20 protein-coding genes are annotated in these 21,804 nt (G+C 49.9%); 17 read left to right on the top strand and 3 right to left on the bottom strand.

Translation table 11 applies throughout. From position 1 onward, the window contains the following. Window positions 1–155: 155 nt before the first annotated feature. The 15 genes from mutL (at window position 156) to ACYUJT_RS20645 (ending at window position 17,078) form a co-directional block, all read left to right on the top strand. Window positions 156–2,264, top strand: a complete 2,109-nt coding sequence (mutL, locus tag ACYUJT_RS20715; RefSeq protein ID WP_460325833.1) for a DNA mismatch repair endonuclease MutL — start codon at window positions 156–158, stop codon at window positions 2,262–2,264. Window positions 2,265–2,278: 14 nt separating this feature from the next. Continuing rightward, entirely contained in the window at window positions 2,279–3,052 is a 774-nt protein-coding gene (locus tag ACYUJT_RS20710) for a class I SAM-dependent methyltransferase (RefSeq protein WP_460325807.1), read from the top strand. Beyond that, window positions 3,049–4,023, top strand: a complete 975-nt coding sequence (gene miaA, locus ACYUJT_RS20705; protein ID WP_460325805.1) for a tRNA (adenosine(37)-N6)-dimethylallyltransferase MiaA — start codon at window positions 3,049–3,051, stop codon at window positions 4,021–4,023. Before ACYUJT_RS20710 ends, miaA begins: the two co-directional genes overlap by 4 nt. Window positions 4,024–4,047: 24 nt before the next feature. Beyond that, complete coding sequence (gene hfq, locus ACYUJT_RS20700; protein WP_213592129.1) at window positions 4,048–4,287, top strand: RNA chaperone Hfq; 240 nt, start codon at window positions 4,048–4,050, stop codon at window positions 4,285–4,287. A gap of 129 nt (window positions 4,288–4,416) precedes the next feature. Then, a complete protein-coding gene (locus tag ACYUJT_RS20695) occupies window positions 4,417–7,050 on the top strand; it encodes a transglycosylase domain-containing protein (RefSeq protein WP_460325802.1) in 2,634 nt (877 codons plus the stop codon). A gap of 173 nt (window positions 7,051–7,223) precedes the next feature. Next, window positions 7,224–7,784 (top strand): ribonuclease FAU-1 family protein, encoded by a 561-nt coding sequence (locus tag ACYUJT_RS20690; RefSeq protein ID WP_460325800.1) that lies wholly within the window; start codon window positions 7,224–7,226, stop codon window positions 7,782–7,784. Between the two features lies 1 nt (window position 7,785). Continuing rightward, window positions 7,786–8,466, top strand: a complete 681-nt coding sequence (locus tag ACYUJT_RS20685; RefSeq protein WP_460325798.1) for a YdcF family protein — start codon at window positions 7,786–7,788, stop codon at window positions 8,464–8,466. An 81-nt stretch (window positions 8,467–8,547) separates the two neighbouring features. Further along, the gene (locus ACYUJT_RS20680) at window positions 8,548–9,540 is read left to right on the top strand and encodes an AAA family ATPase (protein WP_460325796.1); all 993 of its coding nucleotides are present in this window, start codon (window positions 8,548–8,550) and stop codon (window positions 9,538–9,540) included. Between the two features lie 13 nt (window positions 9,541–9,553). Next, a complete protein-coding gene (hflX, locus tag ACYUJT_RS20675) occupies window positions 9,554–10,861 on the top strand; it encodes a GTPase HflX (RefSeq protein WP_460325794.1) in 1,308 nt (435 codons plus the stop codon). Window positions 10,862–10,909: 48 nt separating this feature from the next. Continuing rightward, window positions 10,910–12,163 (top strand): methionine gamma-lyase family protein, encoded by a 1,254-nt coding sequence (locus tag ACYUJT_RS20670; RefSeq protein ID WP_460325792.1) that lies wholly within the window; start codon window positions 10,910–10,912, stop codon window positions 12,161–12,163. A gap of 80 nt (window positions 12,164–12,243) precedes the next feature. Then, window positions 12,244–12,654, top strand: coding sequence for a MerR family transcriptional regulator (locus ACYUJT_RS20665; protein ID WP_460325790.1), 411 nt, complete (start codon window positions 12,244–12,246; stop codon window positions 12,652–12,654). A gap of 23 nt (window positions 12,655–12,677) precedes the next feature. After that, window positions 12,678–14,006 carry a type I glutamate--ammonia ligase gene (glnA, locus tag ACYUJT_RS20660; protein WP_460325788.1) on the top strand — a complete coding sequence of 443 codons (1,329 nt, stop codon included), beginning with the start codon at window positions 12,678–12,680 and terminating at the stop codon, window positions 14,004–14,006. Between the two features lie 465 nt (window positions 14,007–14,471). Then, entirely contained in the window at window positions 14,472–15,680 is a 1,209-nt protein-coding gene (locus ACYUJT_RS20655) for a fibronectin type III domain-containing protein (protein ID WP_460325787.1), read from the top strand. A 203-nt stretch (window positions 15,681–15,883) separates the two neighbouring features. Continuing rightward, window positions 15,884–16,741 (top strand): C1 family peptidase, encoded by an 858-nt coding sequence (locus tag ACYUJT_RS20650; RefSeq protein ID WP_460325786.1) that lies wholly within the window; start codon window positions 15,884–15,886, stop codon window positions 16,739–16,741. Window positions 16,742–16,763: 22 nt separating this feature from the next. Continuing rightward, a complete protein-coding gene (locus tag ACYUJT_RS20645; RefSeq protein WP_460325785.1) occupies window positions 16,764–17,078 on the top strand; it encodes a protease inhibitor I42 family protein in 315 nt (104 codons plus the stop codon). Between the two features lie 580 nt (window positions 17,079–17,658). On the opposite strand, the gene ACYUJT_RS20640 is transcribed toward ACYUJT_RS20645, so the two are convergent. The 3 genes from ACYUJT_RS20640 to ACYUJT_RS20630 all read right to left on the bottom strand — a co-directional run bounded on the left by ACYUJT_RS20640 (window position 17,659) and on the right by ACYUJT_RS20630 (window position 19,081). Continuing rightward, window positions 17,659–18,042, bottom strand: coding sequence for a DUF1259 domain-containing protein (locus ACYUJT_RS20640; RefSeq protein ID WP_460325783.1), 384 nt, complete (start codon window positions 18,040–18,042; stop codon window positions 17,659–17,661). 389 nt (window positions 18,043–18,431) lie between these two features. After that, window positions 18,432–18,791, bottom strand: coding sequence for a hypothetical protein (locus tag ACYUJT_RS20635; RefSeq protein WP_460325781.1), 360 nt, complete (start codon window positions 18,789–18,791; stop codon window positions 18,432–18,434). Window positions 18,792–18,820: 29 nt separating this feature from the next. Next, window positions 18,821–19,081 carry a hypothetical protein gene (locus ACYUJT_RS20630; protein WP_283924769.1) on the bottom strand — a complete coding sequence of 87 codons (261 nt, stop codon included), beginning with the start codon at window positions 19,079–19,081 and terminating at the stop codon, window positions 18,821–18,823. Window positions 19,082–19,368: 287 nt separating this feature from the next. On the opposite strand from ACYUJT_RS20630, the gene ACYUJT_RS20625 reads away from it, so the two are divergent. Both ACYUJT_RS20625 and ACYUJT_RS20620 read left to right on the top strand, forming a co-directional pair. Next, window positions 19,369–20,352, top strand: coding sequence for a sugar-binding protein (locus tag ACYUJT_RS20625; RefSeq protein ID WP_460325778.1), 984 nt, complete (start codon window positions 19,369–19,371; stop codon window positions 20,350–20,352). After that, window positions 20,349–21,785: a sensor histidine kinase gene (locus tag ACYUJT_RS20620; protein ID WP_460325776.1), complete on the top strand. Its 1,437-nt coding sequence runs from the start codon at window positions 20,349–20,351 to the stop codon at window positions 21,783–21,785. Before ACYUJT_RS20625 ends, ACYUJT_RS20620 begins: the two co-directional genes overlap by 4 nt. The last annotated feature ends 19 nt before the right edge of the window (window positions 21,786–21,804 follow it).

Genomic DNA, 21,804 nt, shown 5'->3' with positions numbered 1-21,804 from the left:
TGCACAACGGATTATACAGAATGAACTATTAGACTTTACTGGATAAGGGGAAGCATCCAAGAAATCCGGGAGCAGCTTATTAGTTCATCTTAAATACATTAATTACAGGAAAATATACATTAATCCCAGAAAAGTGCAGGGAGAGGTGAGTGATGATGGCCCATATTGTTGTGCTGGACGAGCATATCGCCAACCAGATTGCTGCCGGGGAAGTGGTGGAGCGCCCTTCTTCGGTCGTCAAGGAGCTGGTCGAGAACGCCGTGGATGCAGGAGCGCGCAAAATCGATGTTCAGGTGGAGGAAGGCGGGCTGCAGCTGATCCGGGTCACGGATAACGGCTCGGGGATTGAGCCGGAGGATTGCGAAAAGGCGTTCTACCGCCATGCGACGAGCAAACTGCTCGCCGGGCGCGATTTGTTCCAAATCCGCAGCCTCGGGTTCCGCGGTGAGGCGCTGCCGAGTATCGCGGCTGTCGCTAAAGTGCAGCTTGTGACGAGCAGCAATGACAGCGGCCTGGGCCGGGTCATCGTGATCGAAGGCGGTTCCTTGAAGCAGAACGAGGAAACAGCGGCACCACAAGGAACAGATATTACGATCAAGGAGCTGTTCTATAACACGCCGGCCAGACTGAAATACATGAAGACGATCCAGACGGAGCTAGGTCATATCTCCGACGTCATGTACCGGCAGGCGCTAGCACATCCCGAGATTGCCATCACGCTCCGCCATAATGGCAATATACTGCTGCAAACGCAAGGCAATGGCGACCTGCTGCAGGTTATCGCCGCGATTTACGGCATCAATGCTTCGCGGGCCATGGTTCCCATTGCCGCGGACAATCTGGATTACAAAATTAGCGGCTTCATCGGACGGCCGGATCTGACCCGTTCGAACCGCAGCGGCATGTCGACGATCGTGAACGGCAGATATATTCGCAACCAGGGATTGTATCAGGCGATTCTGCGGGCCTATCATACGCTGCTGCCGATCAACCGTTATCCGCTGGTCGTTCTGCAGCTGGAGATGCATCCCTCCTTGGTCGATGTGAACGTGCATCCGTCCAAGCTCGAGGTAAGATTCAGCAAGGAGACCGAGCTGAACGCCTTTGTCGAGGAGAGCATCCGTCGGCTGCTGCAAGGTCAGGTGCTGATTCCGCAGGTCGTGAAGCAGACCATCGGCAAGGGCACGAACCGCTCGGTCATTCAAGAGCAGTTCCACTTCCCTGCGGCGCGCATAGACGCCGCCAGCCCCGGGCTGCCCCCGCACGGCGAAGCCGCGGGGAACGCCCCGGCGCCAGGCCCCGCAGCAGCGGAGCCTGCGCCTGGCGCGGGCGCCGGGCGCCGCAGTGACAGCGTTGGTGGTGAAGCCCACCACCAACGCCCCGACAGCGGCGCCGAGCGCCCTGGCAGCGCGTACAGCCTCGGCCGTCAAGAGACGGCCGCAGGCTCCGCCGCGCTGCGCGAAGCCGCCCCGCCCTACGGCGGCGGGGCCAGCGCCTCCCCCGGCCGCGATAGCGGGCCGGGGAGCGACGCGGCTGCGCGGCAATCGCCGCAGCCGCAGGGCCGCCCTGCGGGGCGCGGGGGAGCTGCTGCCTATAACGGCAGCAGCGGTTACAACGCCCCTCAGGGCGGCCGCATGCCGGAAGCGCTGTACGGCTCGCCAGAGGCGGCGCCGGAGCTTCCGGCTTTCCCGGAGCTGGCCCTGATCGGTCAGCACCATGGAACGTATCTGATCGCTCAAAATGAGGAGGGGCTGTATCTGATCGATCAGCACGCCGCTCACGAGCGCGTCAATTATGAATATTACTATGAGAAATTCGGTCATCCTGCGGACGCATCTCAGGATCTGCTTCTTCCGATTACGCTGGAATTTACGTCGGCGGAAAGCGAGAAGCTCAAGGAACGGCTGAACTGGTTCGAGAGCGCCGGCGTCATTCTGGAGCATTTTGGCGGCGGTACGTTCCGCGTCGTCTCCCATCCATACTGGTTCCCTTCGGGGGACGAGGCGGCCATTATCGAAGAAATGGCCGAGTGGGTGTTGCAGGAACGGCAAATCGACCTGGCGAAGCTGCGGGAGAAATCGTCGATTCTTGTCTCCTGCAAGGCATCGATCAAGGCGAATCAGAAGCTGACGCCGGAGGAAGCGACAACGCTTATTCAGAGGTTAGCGGCTTGTAAGCAGCCGTATACTTGTCCGCACGGAAGACCGATCGTCGTCAGCTTCTCTACCTACGATTTGGAGAAGCTGTTCAAGCGAGTTATGTGATCGGAGGAAGACTATTGATAATTACGACCGGAGAGCACAATGCGCCGGCTCCCGTGGAGCGCGCCGCTGCCCTTGCAGCGAAGGCAGGCTGCCGTTATGTCCAAAGAAACCGGGCATCGATAAAACGGCTTTCTGAGCTGTATCCCGGCGAGGATATCCTCGTCGTTCTCGAAGGCGGAGCGCGGCTGCACCGGCCAGGCGAACAGCCGATGGCCTTCCATCCCAGCATGTCGTTCGTGCGGGCGAAGCGGCTGTTTAAGGGAGAGAAGGACACGATGCTGGAGGCGGCAGGCATCAGACCGGGCGACACGATCGTCGATTGCACGGCAGGGCTTGGTTCGGATTCGATCGTATTCTCTCTCGGCGCGGGGCCTGAAGGTAAGGTGATCGCCATGGAGGATTCCCTGCCGCTTTGGTCGCTTCTTAGCGAAGGCCTCACTTATTATGAGTCCGGGCTGCAGCCTTTTGACGAGGCTTTGCGGCGTATCGAGCCTAGGCAAGGCCATCATCTTCGCCTGCTTGGGCAAATGCCGGATAAGAGCGCAGATGTCGTCTATTTCGACCCGATGTTCCGTGATCCTGTACTGGAATCCTCCTCCATTTCGCCGCTGCGCGCGTTTGCTAATAACAGCAGCCTGGAGGAGTCGGCGATATTTGAGGCCTGCCGCGTCGCCCGCAGGGCGGTCATCTTGAAGGAGAAAATAGGCAGCGGTGAATTCGAACGACTGGGCTTTTGCGTCTCAGGGCGTGTCCGGTCCAAAATAACGTACGGAGTGATTACCCTTTGAACAGGCAGCATAAACCCAAGCTGCTCGTCCTTGTCGGGCCGACGGCCGTAGGCAAGACGAGCCTAAGCATCGAGATTGCCAAGGCTTTCTCCTGCGAAATTATATCTGGCGATTCAATGCAGGTATATCGGGGTATGGATATCGGTACGGCCAAAATTACCCCGAATGAAATGCAGGGGATTCCCCATCATCTCATTAATGTCCTAGAGCCGGACGAGCCGTTTTCGGTCGCCCAGTTTCAGGATTGGAGCAAGCAGCTGATTACGGAAATCCATGAACGGGGCCGGCTGCCGTTTATTGTCGGAGGAACGGGTTTATACGTCGAATCGGTTTGCTATGAGTACCAATTTACGGAAGCGGGAATGGATGAGGCGTTCCGCGAAGCGCATAAGCGCATGGCCGAGGAAGAAGGGGTCGAGGCGCTGCATCGGAAATTAGCTCTGGTTGACCCTGAATCCGCGGCCCGTTTGCATCCGAATGACGTACGTCGGGTCGTGCGGGCGCTAGAGATTTACCATCTGACGGGAGAGACGTTATCGTCGCAATTAGAGGGCCAAACGAAGCAGTCGCCGTACGATCTGTGCTTAATCGGTTTGACAATGGACCGCCAAATGCTTTATAACCGTATTGAACAGCGAATCGACGAAATGATCGCTAACGGACTGGTAGATGAGGTACAGGGACTGCTGGAGAAAGGATATAACCGGGATTTGATATCCATGCAGGGACTCGGCTATAAGGAGATTGTTGAACATCTTCAGGATGGTGTGCCCCTTCACGAAGCGATAGAGAAATTAAAGAGGGATACCCGGCGGTTTGCCAAGCGCCAGCTCTCTTGGTTTCGGCGGATGAAGGACATTTCGTGGATCGATGTGGGAGACGGCCAAAATTTTTCCGGGAATTTAAAAGCCGCTCATGCTATAATAGCAGGAAAGTTTCCCACTGATCTTGAATATAATTCAAAACACTAATGATTTCTATTGGGGGTACGGCTAATGAATAAGTCCATTAATATCCAAGATACGTTCTTGAACCAATTGCGTAAAGAGAGCATCCCTGTTACCGTCTTCTTAACTAACGGTTTTCAGATTAGAGGAACGATTAGAGCGTTTGATAACTTCACCATCGTCATCGATAGCGACGGACGCCAGCAAATGGTGTACAAGCATGCGATTTCGACGTTTCAGCCGCAGCGCAACGTATCGCTGATGCAAGAAAATCAAGGCGAAGCTTAGGCCGGTTGAAACTTTTTTAAAGCTGTTACGTTTAATGGTATAGGAAATAGAGCGGAGCAACCTGACACAAGGTTGTTCTTTTCTTTCCGTACAAATGCGAGACTGGCAAGAAGGGAGTCAGAGATAACCATGTCTACAAAGAGACCTTCCAGATTGGAAAGAAGCAGTAAGCCGGATCCGAAGGCTGCGAAGCCAAAAGCCAAGAAAAAGAAGAAGCTAACGGCTAAACGGGTATTGTGGACTTCGTTTTTTACGATCGCGCTAGCTATATTTTGCGCCATTGCAGGCTACCTGTACATTACAATAAACGGCGAGAAAATACTGGCCGAGAACAGAGAAAAGCTGACGGTTTATGAGACGTCGAAAGTATACGACCGCAACGGTAACCTAATGGGCGAATTGTCCTTGGAAAAAAGCGAGCCGGTCACGTCCGAGCAAATTCCAAAATTGCTGAAGGACGCATTCATTGCGACGGAGGACAAGCGATTCCACGAGCACAACGGCGTCGACCTTTGGGCCATAGGCCGTGCGGCGGTCAAGGACGTCGTTGCTCGCAAGCTGGTCGAGGGCGGAAGTACGATTACCCAGCAGCTGGCAAAAAATATTTTCCTGGACTTCGACAAGACGTTTTTCCGGAAAGCGACGGAACTATCGATCGCCATGGCGCTTGAGCGCAACAATACTAAGGATGAGATCATCACCTTGTACCTGAACCGGATTAACTTTGGCGGCACCGTGTATGGCATTAAAGCTGCATCGATCCGCTATTTTGGCAAGAGCAACCTGGACGAACTGGAATTGTGGGAGATGGCCACCTTGGCAGCGATGCCGAAGGGACCATCCAAATACAATCCGCTCCGCAACCCGGAGCTGTCGATGCAGCGCCGGGCAGTCGTTCTCCAACTGATGTATGAGCAGGGCTATATTACGCAGGCCGAGATGGAGCATGCCAAAGCAGTCGTATACGATTATGTGCCTCCGACAAAAGGCCAAAGCTTCGAAGCCTTCAAGGATTATGTCCTAGATGAAGCGGAGGACAAGTGGGGCATGACCGAAGACCAGCTTAACCGCGGTGGTTATAAAATCTACACGACGATGGATATGCAGGCGCAGAAAGCGCTGGAGAAGGCGTTTGAGAACGATGATTTCTTCGAGAAAAGCAAGGATGACCAGCAGGTTCAGGCCTCGATGGTCATCATGAACCATGAGAACGGAAGCCTGGTAGCGCTGCTTGGCGGACGGGATTACCAGCGGAAGGGCTTCAGCCGTCTCGATAGCCGGAGGCAGCCAGGTTCAGCGTTCAAACCGATCGTATCCTTTGCGCCAGCACTGGATACAGGGAAGTTTACTCCGGATTCTATGGTCAGCAACGAGAAGCAGTGCTTTGGCAACTATTGTCCTAACAACCTAGGAGGGGCATATTCCAACACAATTAGCTTTAGAACCGCATTAACGAAATCGATCAACATTCCTGCGGTATGGCTGCTGAATGAGGTAGGCGTCTCAACGGGTGTTAAATATGCGACAGACATGGGCATTACCATGGATAAGGACGACCGCAACCTGGCGATTGCGCTCGGCGGGTTGACGCGTGGGACTAATACGCTGGAGATGGCTTCCGCGTTCAGTGTGTTTGCGAACCAGGGCAAATATAATAAGCCTTATTCGATCAAGTCCATTGTCGATCATAGCGGCAAAGAGGTTCATAAGGCGGATGCGCCGATGCAGAAGCAGGTGCTGAAAGAACAGACCGCTTATCAGATGACGCAGCTTCTGCAGGATGTCGTTAACGAAGGAACGGGGAAAAAAGCCCGCCTCAATCGTCCAGTTGCCGGTAAGACGGGAACGACGCAGCATGGCATCAAGAGCCTGAAGAGCAGCAAGAACCGCGACGTCTGGTTCGTTGGCTATACGCCGGAATGGACGGGAGCGGTCTGGATGGGTTACGACAACCCGGATAAGGATCACTTGCTGAACGGAAGCAGCGGCCAGACCGCTGCGCTGTTCGCGGCCGTGATGAAGGAAGCGATGGAAGGTATTCCGGTCAAAGACTTCCATGTGCCGAAGAACATGGAGGAGACGAAGCCGCCGGAGGTACAGCTTGGAGCGCCGAGCGGACTAACGGCCTCCTATAGCGAGGACACGCAGACGATATCCTTGAACTGGAACGGTGTTGAGCAGGAAGGGGCTGTCTACCGTATTTACCGCAAGGAAGCCTCGGAATCCGATTATACGTATTATTTGGATGCAGCTACGACATCGATCGAGGATTTGAGTGTCGTACCGGGAACAAGCTATGAATATTATGTTACCGCGTACGATCCGGTGAATGATGCCGAGAGCGGTCCATCAAATAAGGTAACCATCGATCTCGCCGGTGATGAGACTATGGACGAAATCGATCAAGGGGAGGATGAACAGATTCCATTCCCGCCGGATCAAGGACAAGACGGAGGTGTTCCGGATCCAGGACAGGGCGGAGAGGGTCAAGGTACACCTGGGCAAGGCCAGGGCAATGGAAATGGTCAGGGGAACGGCCATGGGAACGGCCATGGAAATGGCCATGGTAACGGTGCTAATGGCGGCTCAGGCACACCTCCTGGCCAAGGCGGAATCGGAGACGGAAGCGGCACCTCTGGAGGAGCTGACGGCTCAGGCGGTGCCGAGCCCGGTAGCGGAAACTCGATTACGCCTCCGCCTGAAGACGGCGGCGCAGTTGATCCATTCGCGGATCCCGCCGCTGGGATGAACGCCGGAGGTTAAAGCAAGTTCGAGGCAATCATAACACCGACAGTCTTATTAAAGGACTGTCGGTGTTTTTCTGTTTGTCTAGCAGTACAAATCGTTTAATAATGCTTAACTGCTGAATTTCGGTTTTGTGACTCTCTTTCAAATATGGTAAGCTGTGATTACATTGTGTTGAAAGGGTTTATACCATGAAGCGAAAATTTGGAGACCGAGCGAACTGGCGACGCATTACCCAGCGTAAATTTAAATCCAAGTATGTGGAAAGCGACAGGTTTACAGGCTACGTGACGTTGTACACCATTTTTGCGCTGCGAGATCCCTTATGGAAGACTTACGGGGGCCATACGTTTCGTATCGCGGATAAAGGCTATACCTGGCTCCAATATTATCCGAAGGGAAGACGCTACGTCGTTACGGCGATGTTCGACGACAAGGGCGATATTGTCGAGTGGTACATTGACGTCTGCAAAAATCAAGGCATTACCGATCAAGGCGTTCCCTGGTTTGATGACCTGTATTTGGACATCGTTGTACTGAAGAATAGGGAAGTATTCCTGATGGACGAAGATGAGCTGGATGAAGCGCTGACGAAAGGCCACATCACGGTGAAGGATTATGACAATGCGATGGAGACAGCAAGGGAAGTGCTGGATGCGATCAACCGGCATGAATTTCCGTATTTCGAGATGTCTCTTGAGCATTTCCACAGCGGCTTTATGGATTCCGAGCCGTTCCGTTCAGGAGGTTAAGATGATTCGATTTAGGAGTAGTTCGTACTTAAGCATGCAGGACAAGCGCAAATCACGGCCGTTATACATTCGGCTGCTTCGGTGGGGATTAGTGTTTGCCGTGATATGCATTTGCTGGTTCCTTTATGTGCTGGCGCAAATCGGCAGCGTGGAACGCAGCTCTGCTGTAGCTACCATCGATACGCCGCCGGCGGATGTCGGCATTGTCCTCGGGGCTTCCATGTGGGGAGACCGGCCGAGCCCAGGACTCGAGGAGCGGCTTCGCCATAGCCTGGCGGAGTATGAGGCCGGCAAGTTCAAGATGTTTCTGCTCACGGGAGGCTTGGATCGGGAAGGCTACAAATATACCGAGGCTGAAGGCATGGCCAATTATTTGGCGGAGCATGGCGTGCCGCGAGAGGTTATGTTGCTAGAGAACAAGGCAACGAGCACGTATGAGAACTTGAAATTCAGTCAAGAAATAATGAAGGAGCACGGGCTCAGCTCCGCGCTTATCATGACCCATACATTTCACGGGAACCGTTCCCTTGAAATCGCCAATGCCTTGAATTATCAGCATCCGAAGCTGTCTCTGACAAAATCGAAGGTGCTGAAGCCGATTCCGAACACGCTTCGCGAAGTGCTTGCGTATACGAAATGGAAGATGGTTCAGGCCGGCCTTGCGCTGGGTCTGGATTTATAGTCTTCTAATAATGGTTCGGGAGAGAGAATACACTGGAAGAAGAGAGTGATCCTACCCCTTATACGAAGAGGTGATTCTACGATGCCAGGGCATGTTGTGGCCAGAAGCGGATCTTCCGAAGAGAGGCCTTCCAGACAGATCAACGTAATTCTCCGAAATCCCGAGCCCCCCGTCGTTACGCAAAGCCTATCCGAGCCGGAGCTGCAGTCAACGGCCAAAGTGATCCCTCAGCAAGGTGCATTCGCAGAAATACAGAAGGAATTAGATCAACTTATAGGGCTTAATCACATTAAAGACTTAATGTATGAAATATATGCGCTGCTGCAAATTACGGATATGCGTTCTGAAGCGGGGTTATTGTCGAACCCTCAAGTCTATCATATGGTGTTCAAGGGAAATCCGGGCACAGGCAAGACCACGGTCGCCAGAATCGTCGCGAAGATGTTCCAGCGGCTTGGCGTGCTCAGCAAAGGCCATTTGATCGAGGTAGAGCGTGCTGACCTCGTGGGGGAGTACATCGGCCACACAGCGCAGAAAACACGAGACCTGGTCAAGAGAGCGCTGGGCGGCATTCTGTTCATCGATGAAGCGTACAGTCTTGCGCGAGGCGGCGAGAAGGATTTCGGCAAGGAAGCGATCGACACGCTGGTGAAATCGATGGAGGATAATAAAAACCAGTTTATACTTATCCTGGCCGGTTACTCGGATGAAATGGACTTTTTTTTGCAATGCAATCCGGGCATGCCCTCGCGCTTCCCGATCGTGATCGATTTTCCGGATTATACCGTCGATCAGCTGATTCAAATTTCGGAAGGCATGGCCAAGGAGCGGGACTATATTCTGATGCCGCAGGCGATACTCAAATTAAAGCAGCATTTGCTGCGGGAAAAGTGTGAGGGCGAGCATGCCTTTAGCAATGCCAGATACGTCCGCAACGTCATTGAACGTTCGATTCGCAGCCAAGCGGTTCGCCTGTTGACGCAGTACAGCGGCGGATCGCCCGGCAAGCTGGAATTAATGACGCTGCGGCAGGAGGATTTGAAGCTGGATCTGAAGGAAGAACGGCGCCTATAAGGAGCAAAGATGGATGACGAATTCGCTGTATGAGACGAATACGGAAATACCTGACCGGGCGATTCTGGTCAGCCTGACAACGCAGGATGTGAAGAGAGGCGGGATCGATCCCGCCTATTCCATGGATGAGCTCGTGCAGCTGGCCTTGACCGCAGGCGTCGAGGTGGCGGATACTCTCGTCCAAAACCGGGATAAGCCGGACCCGAAATGGTTTATCGGCAAGGGGAAGGTCGATGAGCTGCATGAGGCGATCCAGGATTATGACGTGAATACCGTCATCTTCGATCAGGAGCTCTCGGGGGCTCAGGTAAGGAATCTTGAGGATATTCTCGATGTAAAGATCATCGACCGGACGCAGCTGATTTTGGATATTTTTGCTCAGCGCGCAAAGACACGGGAAGGGATTATTCAGGTGGAGCTGGCTCAGCTCACCTATTTGCTGCCGCGCTTGTCCGGCCACGGCAAAAATTTGTCCAGGCTAGGTGGCGGCATAGGAACCCGCGGGCCGGGTGAGAGCAAGCTGGAGACGGATCGGCGCCATATCCGGCGGCGCATCGGGGAGCTGAAGCGGCAATTGAATGAAGTGACCCGCCACCGCAAGCTGCACCGGGAACGGCGCAAGGAGACGGGCGTCGTTCATTTGGCGCTGGTGGGCTACACGAATGCCGGCAAATCAACGCTGCTCAAAGCGCTGACCGCAGCGGAAGTATACATCGAGAATCAGCTGTTCGCCACGCTTGATCCAACAACCCGCTCGCTGGAGCTGCCAAGCGGCAAAGAGGTCATCATTACCGATACGGTCGGTTTTATTCAGAATTTGCCGCATGACTTGGTCGCCGCCTTCCGCGCCACGCTGGAGGAAGCGAACGAAGCGGATCTCATATTGCATGTGGTCGATGCCTCGTCGCCGATGCGGGATGATCAGATGGACATCGTGCAGCGAATTCTGGAGCAGCTCGGCGCGGGAAGCACGCCGCAGATTGTGCTGTTCAACAAGAAGGATATGTGCTCCCCAGAACGTCTGGAGATGCTTCCGTCCGGAAAGGGATACCTCAAAGTCAGCGCACTCGATGAAGGTGATTTGCTGCGCATCCAGGAAGCGGTGCAGCAGCATTTGTACGGAGGGACATTTACTTTCCGCATTCCGGCGCAGCGCGGGGAATTGGCTTCACTGCTATATCGCGTAGGCAACGTGATTGACAGGAGCATAGAGGAGGATGTCATTGTTTACCGTGTCATCCTTAACCAGAAGGATTATGAGAAGTATGGCTCGGCTCTGTTGCCTTTTAAATTGGAGCATGGCGCACAGCATAATCAATAGCAGCAATGATTAAATTAGATAGCATGGGTAGAGGAGAGTTTTGACATTATGGCAGTATTTGCAGAAGAAATCGTAACATGGCTGGAAGATGCGGAGCAGCAGGTAGCCGAGCAATTTAAGGTGATTGACCGTATTGTTGACCGAAATCAATGGAAGGTGATTGAGGCGTTCCAGCGGCATCAGGTCAGCGACTATCATTTCGCCGGATCCACCGGTTACGGTTATAATGATCGCGGGCGTGAAGTGCTTGATCTTGTGTATGCCGATGTGTTCGGCGCCGAGGCTGCATTGGTACGTCCGCATTTTGCGTCGGGCACGCATACGATTGCCACGGCGCTTTTTGGCGTGCTGCGGCCTGGTGATGAACTGCTCTACATCTCGGGCACGCCGTATGACACGCTGCATAAAGTGATTGGCCATCCCGGCGATGGAACAGGGTCACTGCAGGATTTTGGCATTGGCTATGACGAGGTGGCTTTACTAGAGAACGGAGAGATAGATTGGGAGAGCGTACGCGCGAAGGTGAACGAACGCACTAAAGTGATCGGAATCCAAAGATCTCGCGGCTATGACTGGCGCAATTCCTTTACAGTAGCCCAGATTGGCGAAATGGTTCGCCAGGTGAAGGAAATCAAGCCGGATTGCATCGTCTTCGTCGATAACTGCTACGGCGAATTCGCCGAGGAGCTGGAGCCCACGCAGGTTGGGGTCGACCTAATGGCCGGGTCTTTAATTAAAAATCCAGGCGGCGGCTTGGCGGAGACAGGAGGCTATATTTGCGGCCGCGCGAAATTGGTGGAGCTCGCTGCCTATCGTTTGACAGCGCCGGGCATCGGCGCGGAAGTAGGGGCAATGCTAGGGACGACGAGAGGCATCTATCAGGGGCTGTTCCTCGCGCCCACGACAGTGGGACAGGCCATCAAGGGCAGCATTCTCGCAGCGGCTGTGTTCGAGCGCGCCGGTTTTGAGAGCCGCCCGAGCTGGAACGATACCCGTACTGATTTAATTCAGGCCATCTCCTTCAGCGGGCCTGAGCATCTGATTGCGTTCGTACAGGGGATTCAACGAGCCGCCGCGGTGGACGGATATGTCGTGCCGGAGGCGTGGGATATGCCGGGTTACGAGCATCCGGTCATTATGGCTGCAGGTACCTTCATTCAGGGAGGAAGCTTGGAATTGTCGGCGGATGCGCCTGTTCGCGAGCCTTATATCGCTTATATGCAGGGCGGGTTGACTTATTCGCACGTAAAATTCGGTCTACTGACGGCTCTACAAACGATGAAGGACCGAAATTTGTTGTGAATACCTAACATGCTTGTTGACATGTCAGGTTATCTGACATAGTATATTTTTTGTGAAATATATGCGGAAGGTTGAGAGCGGTGAGTGAGGAAATTCGCAGAAACATGGCTTTGTTTCCGATCGGTATCGTCATGCAGCTTACCGATTTGACGGCTCGGCAGATTCGCTATTATGAGCAGCATCAGTTGATTATGCCGGCCCGTACTTCAGGGAACCAGCGTCTTTTCTCGTACAATGATGTGGAGCGATTGCTGGAGATTAAGAAATTGATTGAGCGGGGCGCCAATATAGCGGGTATTAAACAGGTTATGGCGCCAGTAATCAAGGAATCTCCGGAGACGACGGTCATGACGGAGGATACCGAAGAGAAACGGAAGGAACTGACGGATTCAGAGCTTTATCGCCGGCTGAAGCAGGAGCTGGTAACTGGGAACAGGCGGGGTCAGGTTTCGCTGATCCAAGGAGAGTTATCCCGCTTTTTCAAAATCTAGAAAAACGATAGGAGAGAGAGATCTTGAGTTATTCCAAAGAAGACATTTTACGCATTGCCAAAGAAGAGAACGTGCGATTTATCCGTTTGCAATTTACTGATTTGCTCGGAACGATCAAGAACGTAGAAATTCCTGTCAGCCAATTGGAAAAAGCGCTTGATAACAAAATGATGTTCGACGGATCTTCCATTGAAGGATACGTTCGTATCGAAGAATCCGATATGTATCTGTACCCGGATCTGGACACTTGGGTTATTTTCCCATGGGTTGCCCAGGATCGTGTAGCACGGCTTATCTGTGATGTGTACATGACGGATGGCACACCATTCTCCGGAGACCCGCGCAACATTCTAAAACGCGCGTTGAAAGAAGCGGAAGCCATGGGATATACCGCAATGAACGTAGGTCCTGAACCTGAGTTTTTCCTCTTCAAAACCGATGAAAAAGGCAACCCGACGATGGAGCTGAATGACCAAGGCGGTTATTTCGACCTTGCTCCAACGGATCTCGGGGAGAATTGCCGTCGCGAAATCGTCCTCACCCTCGAAGAAATGGGCTTCGAAATTGAAGCATCCCACCATGAAGTTGCTCCAGGTCAACATGAAATTGACTTTAAATATGCAGATGCCATCAAGGCGGCTGACCAAATCCAAACGTTCAAGCTCGTCGTTAAGACGATTGCCCGTCAACACGGCTTGCATGCGACTTTCATGCCTAAACCGCTGTACGGCGTGAGCGGCTCCGGTATGCACTGTCACCAATCCTTGTTCAAAGGGAACGTCAACGCGTTCTATGATGAAAGCGACAGCCTTGGCCTGAGCAAAGATGCTCGCCATTACATGGCCGGTATTTTGAAGCATGCCCGTGCTTTTGCAGCGGTAACGAATCCGACCGTTAACTCCTACAAACGTCTCGTTCCTGGATACGAAGCGCCTTGCTACGTGGCCTGGTCCTCCAGCAACCGCAGCCCGATGATCCGTATTCCGGCTTCGCGCGGACTGAGCACACGCGTAGAGGTTCGCAACCCGGATCCTGCAGCCAACCCATACCTGGCACTGGCTGTTATGCTGAGAGCTGGTCTTGACGGTATCAAAAACGAGCTGCCGCTTGTTGCGCCGGTTGACCGCAACATCTATGTGATGTCCGAGGAGGAGCTGATCGAAGAAGGTATTCCAAGCCTGCCTTCCGATCTGAAAGAGGCGCTGAACGAAATGATCAAGAGTGAAGTCATTTGCGATGCGCTTGGTGAGCACGCTCGTACTCATCTGTATGAACTGAAAGAGATCGAGTGGGACATGTATCGCACTCAGGTTCACGAGTGGGAACGCGACCACTACATGACGTTGTATTAATCGAGGGAATCCCCTGGCGCTGCGGGCGCTGGGGGATTTTAATTTTAGGGGGCAATTCGTTGAAGTTGGTTCGCTTTCAGGATCACCCCCAAAATGCCCCCATCTTTCTTCATTTTACAGAATGTCTTTAGCATAGTTTTCTACCCACAAGGTTAGGTTATGATCTATATCATCTAACGGAATAGAAACGACCTATTTTATGAATAAATTTTCACTCTCTCTGGGTTCTGTTAATCCAACTGTTATTTTCTCATCTTTAGTCCGAACATTTACCTATGTTGTTTCTCTATTGCGATTTTTAGTTCTAGTGTTTCTCATCCTTCGGCTTGTATTTTTTCAGAAAGAAATAAAATAAATATATAATATATAACAACTATGTCTATATATGCAACTTTATGTTTAGACGGTTAATTATCCCTGTGTTACTTTTAAAAGTAATAAAGAATGGTGAAGGAGATTTATTAAATGAATAAAAAAGTGTTTTCTTTTCTACTAGTCCTGTGTTTTACCCTATCTGTATTTAGTCAAACTGTAGCTGCATCGAGTACCGGAAAAACTGTAGCTGGGATGATGGGTTTTGCTGCACCTGAAGGTACCCTTGCGTCAGCAAACAGTTCATATAGTAATTTTTATCCTACAAATGCAATAGACGGAGATATTACAACTAGGTGGAACGCATCTGGTAGTAGGGCAAGTATTGAATTGATCTTCCCAGAACCGTTAGATTTAAATTTCGTTCAATTTGCTACAGCCGCTACTCCTGCGGTGGCTGCAGAGTATACTATTTATGGTAAGGTGAATGGCGAATGGGTTAAGATTGGCGGTCCTACGACACTTATTCTTTCAGGGATTAATTCAATTAATCCACCTATCTCGGTTACTAGAGGCACATACTCTGGTATAAAAGTTGATGCGAATGGGAAATCATCCTGGGCAGCAATTAATGAATTAACATTCGGTATTGCAGAATCCATTGATCTAATTGCTAAAGCTGGAGATTCACAAGTCGCTTTAAATTGGACTTCTACGACTTACTCAGATCAATATATTATTAAATATGGTAAAGAGTCCGGAGAATATACCGAGTCAATTACAGTTTCAAACATAGATAATACATACACAGTTCCTAATTTAATTAACGGAACGACGTATTACTTTCAAGTTATTTCAATTGTAAAAGATAGAGAATTTGTTGAGTCAAATGAAGCTTCTGCAACACCAAACATAGAAACCACTGAGCCAACAGAGCCAACAGAGCCAACAGAGCCAACAGAGCCAACAGAGCCAACAGAGCCAACAGAGCCAACAGAGCCAACAGAGCCAACAGAGCCGACAAAGCCAATAGAGTCGACAGAGCCGACAAAGCCAATAGAGTCGACAGAGCCAACAGAGCCGACGAAGCCAACTGAGTCGACAGAGCCGACGAAGCCAACAGAGCCAACTGGAGATAGAGCTATTCTTACAGTGACTATGGTGAATGGTTTGGAGAAGGAATATGATCTGCCTATGAGTGATATTAATTCATTTATTAAGTGGTACGATGCTAAAGATGCTGGTGCAGGTCCCTCGAAGTTTGGAATTAATAAATATGGTAATAACAAGGGGCCTTTCAAGTCTCGGATTGATTATGTAATATTTAATAACATTCTTACATTTCAAGTAGATGCATATTAATAGTAATATAAAAATTAGTAAGGACCCTGGTGGCTTCGGCTGGCAGGGTTATTTTTTTGGCTCTGTTGAATGTTTGCTTATAGCGGTCGTGAGGGTAGGAACTTGTTCGGAATTTGTTACCTTAACTACTCATAAATAATGATCAAATCATTGGTAATACTACCATTTGTATTATTGAATAAAATGTAAAAGGAGTAGAAGCAATGACTGAGGTTAGAGGATTAGGGTTAATTCCATCCCCATTAGATAAGCGGGATATTCTAATGTCATCTATTTTGCCGGAGTTTTCAATACCTCGACAATTTGTGGCTGACAATATCACCCCTGTAAGAGACCAAGGGCCGGACGGAACATGTGTAGGATTTGCTTGTACTGTAGGGATGAAGGAATCCCAGGAACAAAAGGAGCATAATAAATATATTGAGCTATCACCGAGATATCTGTATCAGAAATGTAAGGAGATTGATGGTATTCCTGAAGCGAATGGAACATATATCCGGGTTGCCATGGAGATTTTATATCATATAGGGGTTTGCGAAGAAAGATACTGGCCTTATCATCCAGCACAAATTGGTCGACCTGAGCCGGGGGCTGATGAAAACGCAAGCTACTATAAAGTGAAGTCGTATTGTAGTATGGGCAAATCGTTGGATACAATGAAGAGAAGTTTAGTTGTTAACGGTCCTTTTGTAATCGGTGTTACCGTGTATGACAACTGGAGAAATCCCGAGGTAGGGAAAACAGGAAAAATACCAATGCCAAGCGGAAACATCCTGGGTGGCCATGCATTATGTGTTGTTGGCTACGACGACGATACACAAATGTTCAAATTTAAAAACTCTTGGGGGGATCGATGGGGAGACAAGGGTTTTGGTTATTTGCCTTATCAATACACAGAAGCGGATATCCATTTTGAAGCTTATGGCGCAACGGATTTAATTGACGACGTCGAGGCGTTGGTAAAGGCTAAGGAAAAAGTACTGCAACAAATGGGTGAAAATTTTATGGAAGAAAAAACGCTTGATGACTGGAGCGTAGAGCAAAAAATAAATTATCATTAAAGAAAGTCGGGTCGGGTAATACATGGTTACAGCCATCGAAGAAAAAGATAACGGAAAGGTTATCCGATTGAAAAAGGGTGAAAGGCTAAAAGTTTCTTTACCTGAAAACGCATCTACAGGATATACATGGCTAGAAGAGGTCGGTCCTGTCAGAAATATGATGAGTCTTGAAAAGGAAGAATATGTTGGCAACCACTCTGTTATTGGGGCACCGAGCGTTCGAAATTGGACATTCGTAGCCATTGAGACCGGTCAAGGTGAGATAAGGTTTCATTATCAAAGGCCTTGGCTTGATGAGGCTATAAAAAGCTTTGAAATCACCGTTAATATTGAATAGCATAAAGGGGATGCGTACAAATAATTAGCCTCAAGCATAGGTAATAATAAAACCTACTGTTGGGGCTATTTGTAATTATTAATTAGAACAATGCCATAACACCCCCGTTGCAGCGCTGAAGGGCATGCTCGCCAAGCGGATCGCAAATGACTTCGCTCTTGATCATTTCCCCAATAAATATGGAGTCTTACCCCTTAGCTGACTGATTTATGAATAGATAGTCAGGTCAGGTAACTAGATGTATTTCATGCAGTTAATTCAGCGGTGTTTGCCGTGTTAGAGGGAACTAACTGCAAAACCTACATTTAGTTTTAAGTTATTTCGACGAATTAGCTCCAATCAGGCAAATTAGCTGCATGTTTTGCATTTAGCGTATGAATTTATTATAAAAGAGCTTAACTAGCTGTATAAAATACATTCCGCTATTATAAGGGAGGGGTATTGATTTCGATAACGAATTTGTCAGAGCGGTCTGCAACCCGGACCCAGCTGCGGGCGCATGCCTGCGCACTGGCTGTATGAATTGAGAATCCCCTGGCGCTGTTGGAGCTAGGGGATTTTCTGACTGGACTAGTCGAATCTATTTTTTAAGAACGTTTAAAGCGGCTCTTAATTTTCTGGCAAACACGATGGGATTTTCAACAGATTCAATATGCAGATAGATCAATCTAGGCTTTTCAAATAACCAATGGTTATGAATTGCGGTTACTTTGATATTTCGTTTTCGAACTGCGTTATTAAAGCGCTGCACCTCGGACTGTAGTAGTGTAATTTCCCCAGTGTTAAGAGTCGTTCCGTTTTGTAATGATTGAATCGTCACTTCATGTTCGGTTTCATAATTTCTTCCAAGGATTTTTGCGTTTAATTTTCTTTCAATCATGATTGAGCAGCTTTTGCCATTAGACATACCTGTTCCGCCAAGGATATTGGCCAGGCGTTTACAAAGGGCTTCTGAGATTTTCATAGGATCAGCTCCTTTCGTGATGTAACAAATTATGTAGTTTGTGAGACGGATGAATCTATCTAGTGACTATTTATCGATAAATGTGCTAAAGGTGAAGGAAAGGGGGGCTGCTATGACTGAGTAGCCATGTCTGAAGTTAGAGGATTAGGGCTAATTTCATCTCCAATACTCATTCTTGCCTACTCAATAGCGAGCGATCTACAGGGGGGCAGATCTCCGGAAGCAGCAGCCAGGAGCGGAAGAGGATCGAACAACAAGTTTCAGAGAATTACTGCCATAACAAAATAAAATAAACCCCATCTTAGCTGCTATAAAAGCAATTCACGATGAGGTATCAAGGAGAGGGACATAACCTGGGCTATCCTAAACACAAATTTAAGATATGGAATTCAAATTTCTGCAAAAACAATATAATCAATAGATCCACTGGGTTTTAAAGCATGATCAAGCATTTCTTTGGATTCTAAATAAATTGAGTTATGAACTAATACAGCATTGGGATCTTCGTCTAAGACTCTACAGATAAGCCCAACTCCTATTGATTCAGTTGTTATATTTCGATTTGTACCATCCGCTTCCTTTATCTTTGGAAAGTCAAAATTGAATGAGCTTATTGCCGCCCAGCAAGCTTTTACAGGTGAATCAAACTTAACAACTTCATCAAACGTAAAGAAGCTTGGATCAGTTGATGTATTCATTCTGATCGCAGCACGATTTCCGCTTGTTACAATTCTAAAGGTTAGCGCCATATCTAAGTCTCCTCAAAATTTATATTAAATTAATAATTTTCGTCATTTTTTAATATTGTTCTTTCAAAATTGTTCATACTAATCTTTCTAAAATCAGAGGAATTCATATGCTTTAGTTCTTCCCTTGCAATTGACCTAAATTTACTTATTACATCTAATCTATCTCCACCAGTGTCATCGCCTGGGCCGTTACCAGCGCCACCGCCTGAAGTTGGTTCTTTAGGCTCTGGTTCAGGGTCGGAGTCACCTGGTTGTCTTGGATATGTTCCATATAGTTCTTTATCAGACAAAATTATTAAACCTCCTCTACTTTATTTTTATGTATTATTTCGCTGTGGGAATTAAATCATTCATCCAAAAATTTGGGAAATCTCGAGAGAAAGCCCCCAGGCTCCAAAGCAGGCGTGCCGATCTGGCCACATTATATGAAACCCTGCCAATCCAGTGTCTTGCGGGCAGCCCTATAATCCTTCGGACAGTAACGATCAACGGAAAATTTATCTGATTAAAAAAGGTAATCAACTCCCCATTGCCAGCGTTTACACTTGCGGGTAGGATAGTCATTGAGGTGATGGGGATGGACAAAAAATGGCTGGCTGCCTCGGCAGTTTTGATTGGCATACTTATATATCTGTTTATCGGCTTCGCGCATCATTCCGGAAAAATGAGCAGCATCGTGAAAGAATTGCAGGGGCATGAGGGGAATGGGTCGAAGCGATATCATATCGTGCTCATCGAGCAGGAACGCTATCATCCGTATTGGGAGATGGTAGAGAAGGGGGCTCAGCAAGCTGCGGAGGAGTATGGGATTGATATCGAATTTGTCGGTGCGGTCCGCAACAACATGGAAGAGCAGCTTAATTTGTTGGAAAAAGCAATTGCAGCCCGTGCGGATGCGATTATTGTGCAGGGGCTGAACGAGGCGAAATTTACCCCGCTCATTGATAAAGCGGTGGCGCGCGGCATTCCGGTCGTTACGATTGATACGGATGCGCCGGACAGCAAGCGGCTCGCCTATGTGGGCACAGATAATGTGGCCGCAGGTGAGAGCTTGGGGCACTTGGTCGTCGAAAGGGCGGCCGGATCCGGCAAAATCGGCGTCATTATCGGCAGCGATCTTGCCGAGAGCCAGTTGCAGCGCCTGGATGGGCTGAACCAGGTCGTGGAGCAGTACGGTGGACTGGAGATTGTCGATGTGCGGAGCTCTAACATTTCGCATATGGAAGCGATTCAGCAGGCGTCCGAGATGCTGCGGGAGCACCCGGAAATCAGCATCATGGTTGGCACTAGCGCCACAGATGCGTTAGGGATGCTGCAGGCGGCCAAGAGCTTGAAGCGAGATGATCTGACGATTATCGGTTTTGACAACCAGAAGGAGACGCTGGCTGCGATTCGCAGTGGAGAGATTCAAGCGACGGTGGCGCAGCAGCCATATTTGATGGGCGGAACTGCGGTGAAGCTGCTTTATGATCATTTTCAGGGTGAGCAGTTGCTCCCGGTATACTATACCGAGGTCAAGGTGCTGGATCGCAGCAACGTGCAGGAAGGAGAGAGCTTATGACGATCCGCAAGAAACTGTTTCTTGTAATCCCGCTGCTGGTGATTCTGCTGAGTTCGGTTTCTTTTTTCTTGTTCGAGAGCGGCAAGACGGTGCAGGAAAGCTATCATCTGATGATGAACCGCATTTTGTTATATAAAGAGGTATCCTATGAGGTCGGGGAAAATATGCGGTCGATGAACCGCTATATTATGCAAATGGACGCGGAGAGCATGCCAGAGGTTATCAAGCATCTCAACAACGTAAAAACGCTGCGAGCGGAGCTGGACAGCCTGGCTACCATCGGTCCCAGCGATCTGCCGCTAGTCAACTACCGCAATATTATCGATACGTTTATCGAGCAAGCGGAAGGGATGATCGCCAGAATCGACGATCAGGATTCAGACACGATGGCGGGCCAGTATATTGAAGCGGAGAGAACGGAGCGTTTCATCCGCGAGGAAGCCCAGGCGCTCGTCGATCTTGAGCTCGAGCAGTATAAGCCAATCTATCAGGAGATGATGTTTACGTCGGAGCGGTTGAATACGCTGGGCATTTTACTCGTTATTACCGTAGCGGCGCTCAGCATCCTGCTCGCCCTGTGGCTGTCGAAGAGCATTACGGGGCCGATTCGCCGCCTTGTGGCTACCGCTAAGCAAATCTCGAAGGGGCGGATGGACACGAAGGCGCCGGAGAGCGATAGCCACGACGAAATCAGCATTCTTTGCCGTGCGTTTAACGGCATGATCGATAACATCCAGCGGCTGATGGCGGAGAATATGAATAGCTTGGAGAAAGACCGTCTCGTCAAAGAGCTGGAGCTGAAGACGCTGCAGAGCCAGATTAACCCGCATTTTCTGTTCAATACACTGAACTCGATTTCCAAGCTCGCTTATATCGAGGGAGCAACCCGGACGAGCGATCTCGCCGTATCCGTCTCGCGCCTGCTGCGGTACAACTTGCAGAAGCTGGATCAGGCAGTCTCGCTGCGTGAAGAGGTGGAGCATGTGACCGAATATATTAACATTCAGAAGGCGAGATTTCGCGACCGGATCGAATTCGTGATGGACATTGACGAGCGGGCGCTGGACTGTATGATTCCGTGTCTAACTTTGCAGCCGATTTTAGAAAATGCGTTCGTGCACGGGATAGAGCAGATGGAGGCCGGGGCTATGCTGAAGCTTGGCATCAGCTATACGGAATACGGCGTGGAAATTGAAATTCGCGACAACGGCATCGGAATGAGCGAAGAGACGGCTAATATGCTGCTCCAATCGATTCGCGAGGAAGCGCCGCGTTATGGTGGCAGAAAAGGACAATCCACTGGACTTGGCACGCATAATGTGTTCAAAAGATTGCATTTATTTTTCGATGGGCAGGAGCTAATCGATATCGACAGCGCTGAAGGGGCGGGTACTGCTGTGCTTTTTACCCTGCCATTTCGTACGGCGGCTTAGACTGGCTTTAAATTATAAG

Source organism: Paenibacillus sp. YSY-4.3, from assembly GCF_054767475.1.
This window is presented reverse-complemented; position numbering and strand designations above follow the sequence as displayed.

Excerpts from the sequence above, each read along its gene's own strand:
- ACYUJT_RS20650 (WP_460325786.1), top strand. The coding sequence starts at position 15,884 with ATGACTGAGGTTAGAGGATTAGGGTTAATTCCATCCCCATTAGATAAG.
- ACYUJT_RS20690 (WP_460325800.1), top strand. The coding sequence starts at position 7,224 with ATGAAGCGAAAATTTGGAGACCGAGCGAACTGGCGACGCATTACCCAG.
- ACYUJT_RS20680 (WP_460325796.1), top strand. The coding sequence starts at position 8,548 with ATGCCAGGGCATGTTGTGGCCAGAAGCGGATCTTCCGAAGAGAGGCCT.
- ACYUJT_RS20695 (WP_460325802.1), top strand. The coding sequence starts at position 4,417 with ATGTCTACAAAGAGACCTTCCAGATTGGAAAGAAGCAGTAAGCCGGAT.
- mutL (WP_460325833.1), top strand. The coding sequence starts at position 156 with ATGGCCCATATTGTTGTGCTGGACGAGCATATCGCCAACCAGATTGCT.
- ACYUJT_RS20685 (WP_460325798.1), top strand. The coding sequence starts at position 7,786 with ATGATTCGATTTAGGAGTAGTTCGTACTTAAGCATGCAGGACAAGCGC.
- hflX (WP_460325794.1), top strand. The coding sequence starts at position 9,554 with ATGACGAATTCGCTGTATGAGACGAATACGGAAATACCTGACCGGGCG.
- ACYUJT_RS20655 (WP_460325787.1), top strand. The coding sequence starts at position 14,472 with ATGAATAAAAAAGTGTTTTCTTTTCTACTAGTCCTGTGTTTTACCCTA.
- ACYUJT_RS20625 (WP_460325778.1), top strand. The coding sequence starts at position 19,369 with ATGGACAAAAAATGGCTGGCTGCCTCGGCAGTTTTGATTGGCATACTT.
- hfq (WP_213592129.1), top strand. The coding sequence starts at position 4,048 with ATGAATAAGTCCATTAATATCCAAGATACGTTCTTGAACCAATTGCGT.
- ACYUJT_RS20640 (WP_460325783.1), bottom strand. The coding sequence starts at position 18,042 with ATGAAAATCTCAGAAGCCCTTTGTAAACGCCTGGCCAATATCCTTGGC.
- ACYUJT_RS20620 (WP_460325776.1), top strand. The coding sequence starts at position 20,349 with ATGACGATCCGCAAGAAACTGTTTCTTGTAATCCCGCTGCTGGTGATT.
- ACYUJT_RS20635 (WP_460325781.1), bottom strand. The coding sequence starts at position 18,791 with ATGGCGCTAACCTTTAGAATTGTAACAAGCGGAAATCGTGCTGCGATC.
- ACYUJT_RS20645 (WP_460325785.1), top strand. The coding sequence starts at position 16,764 with ATGGTTACAGCCATCGAAGAAAAAGATAACGGAAAGGTTATCCGATTG.
- ACYUJT_RS20670 (WP_460325792.1), top strand. The coding sequence starts at position 10,910 with ATGGCAGTATTTGCAGAAGAAATCGTAACATGGCTGGAAGATGCGGAG.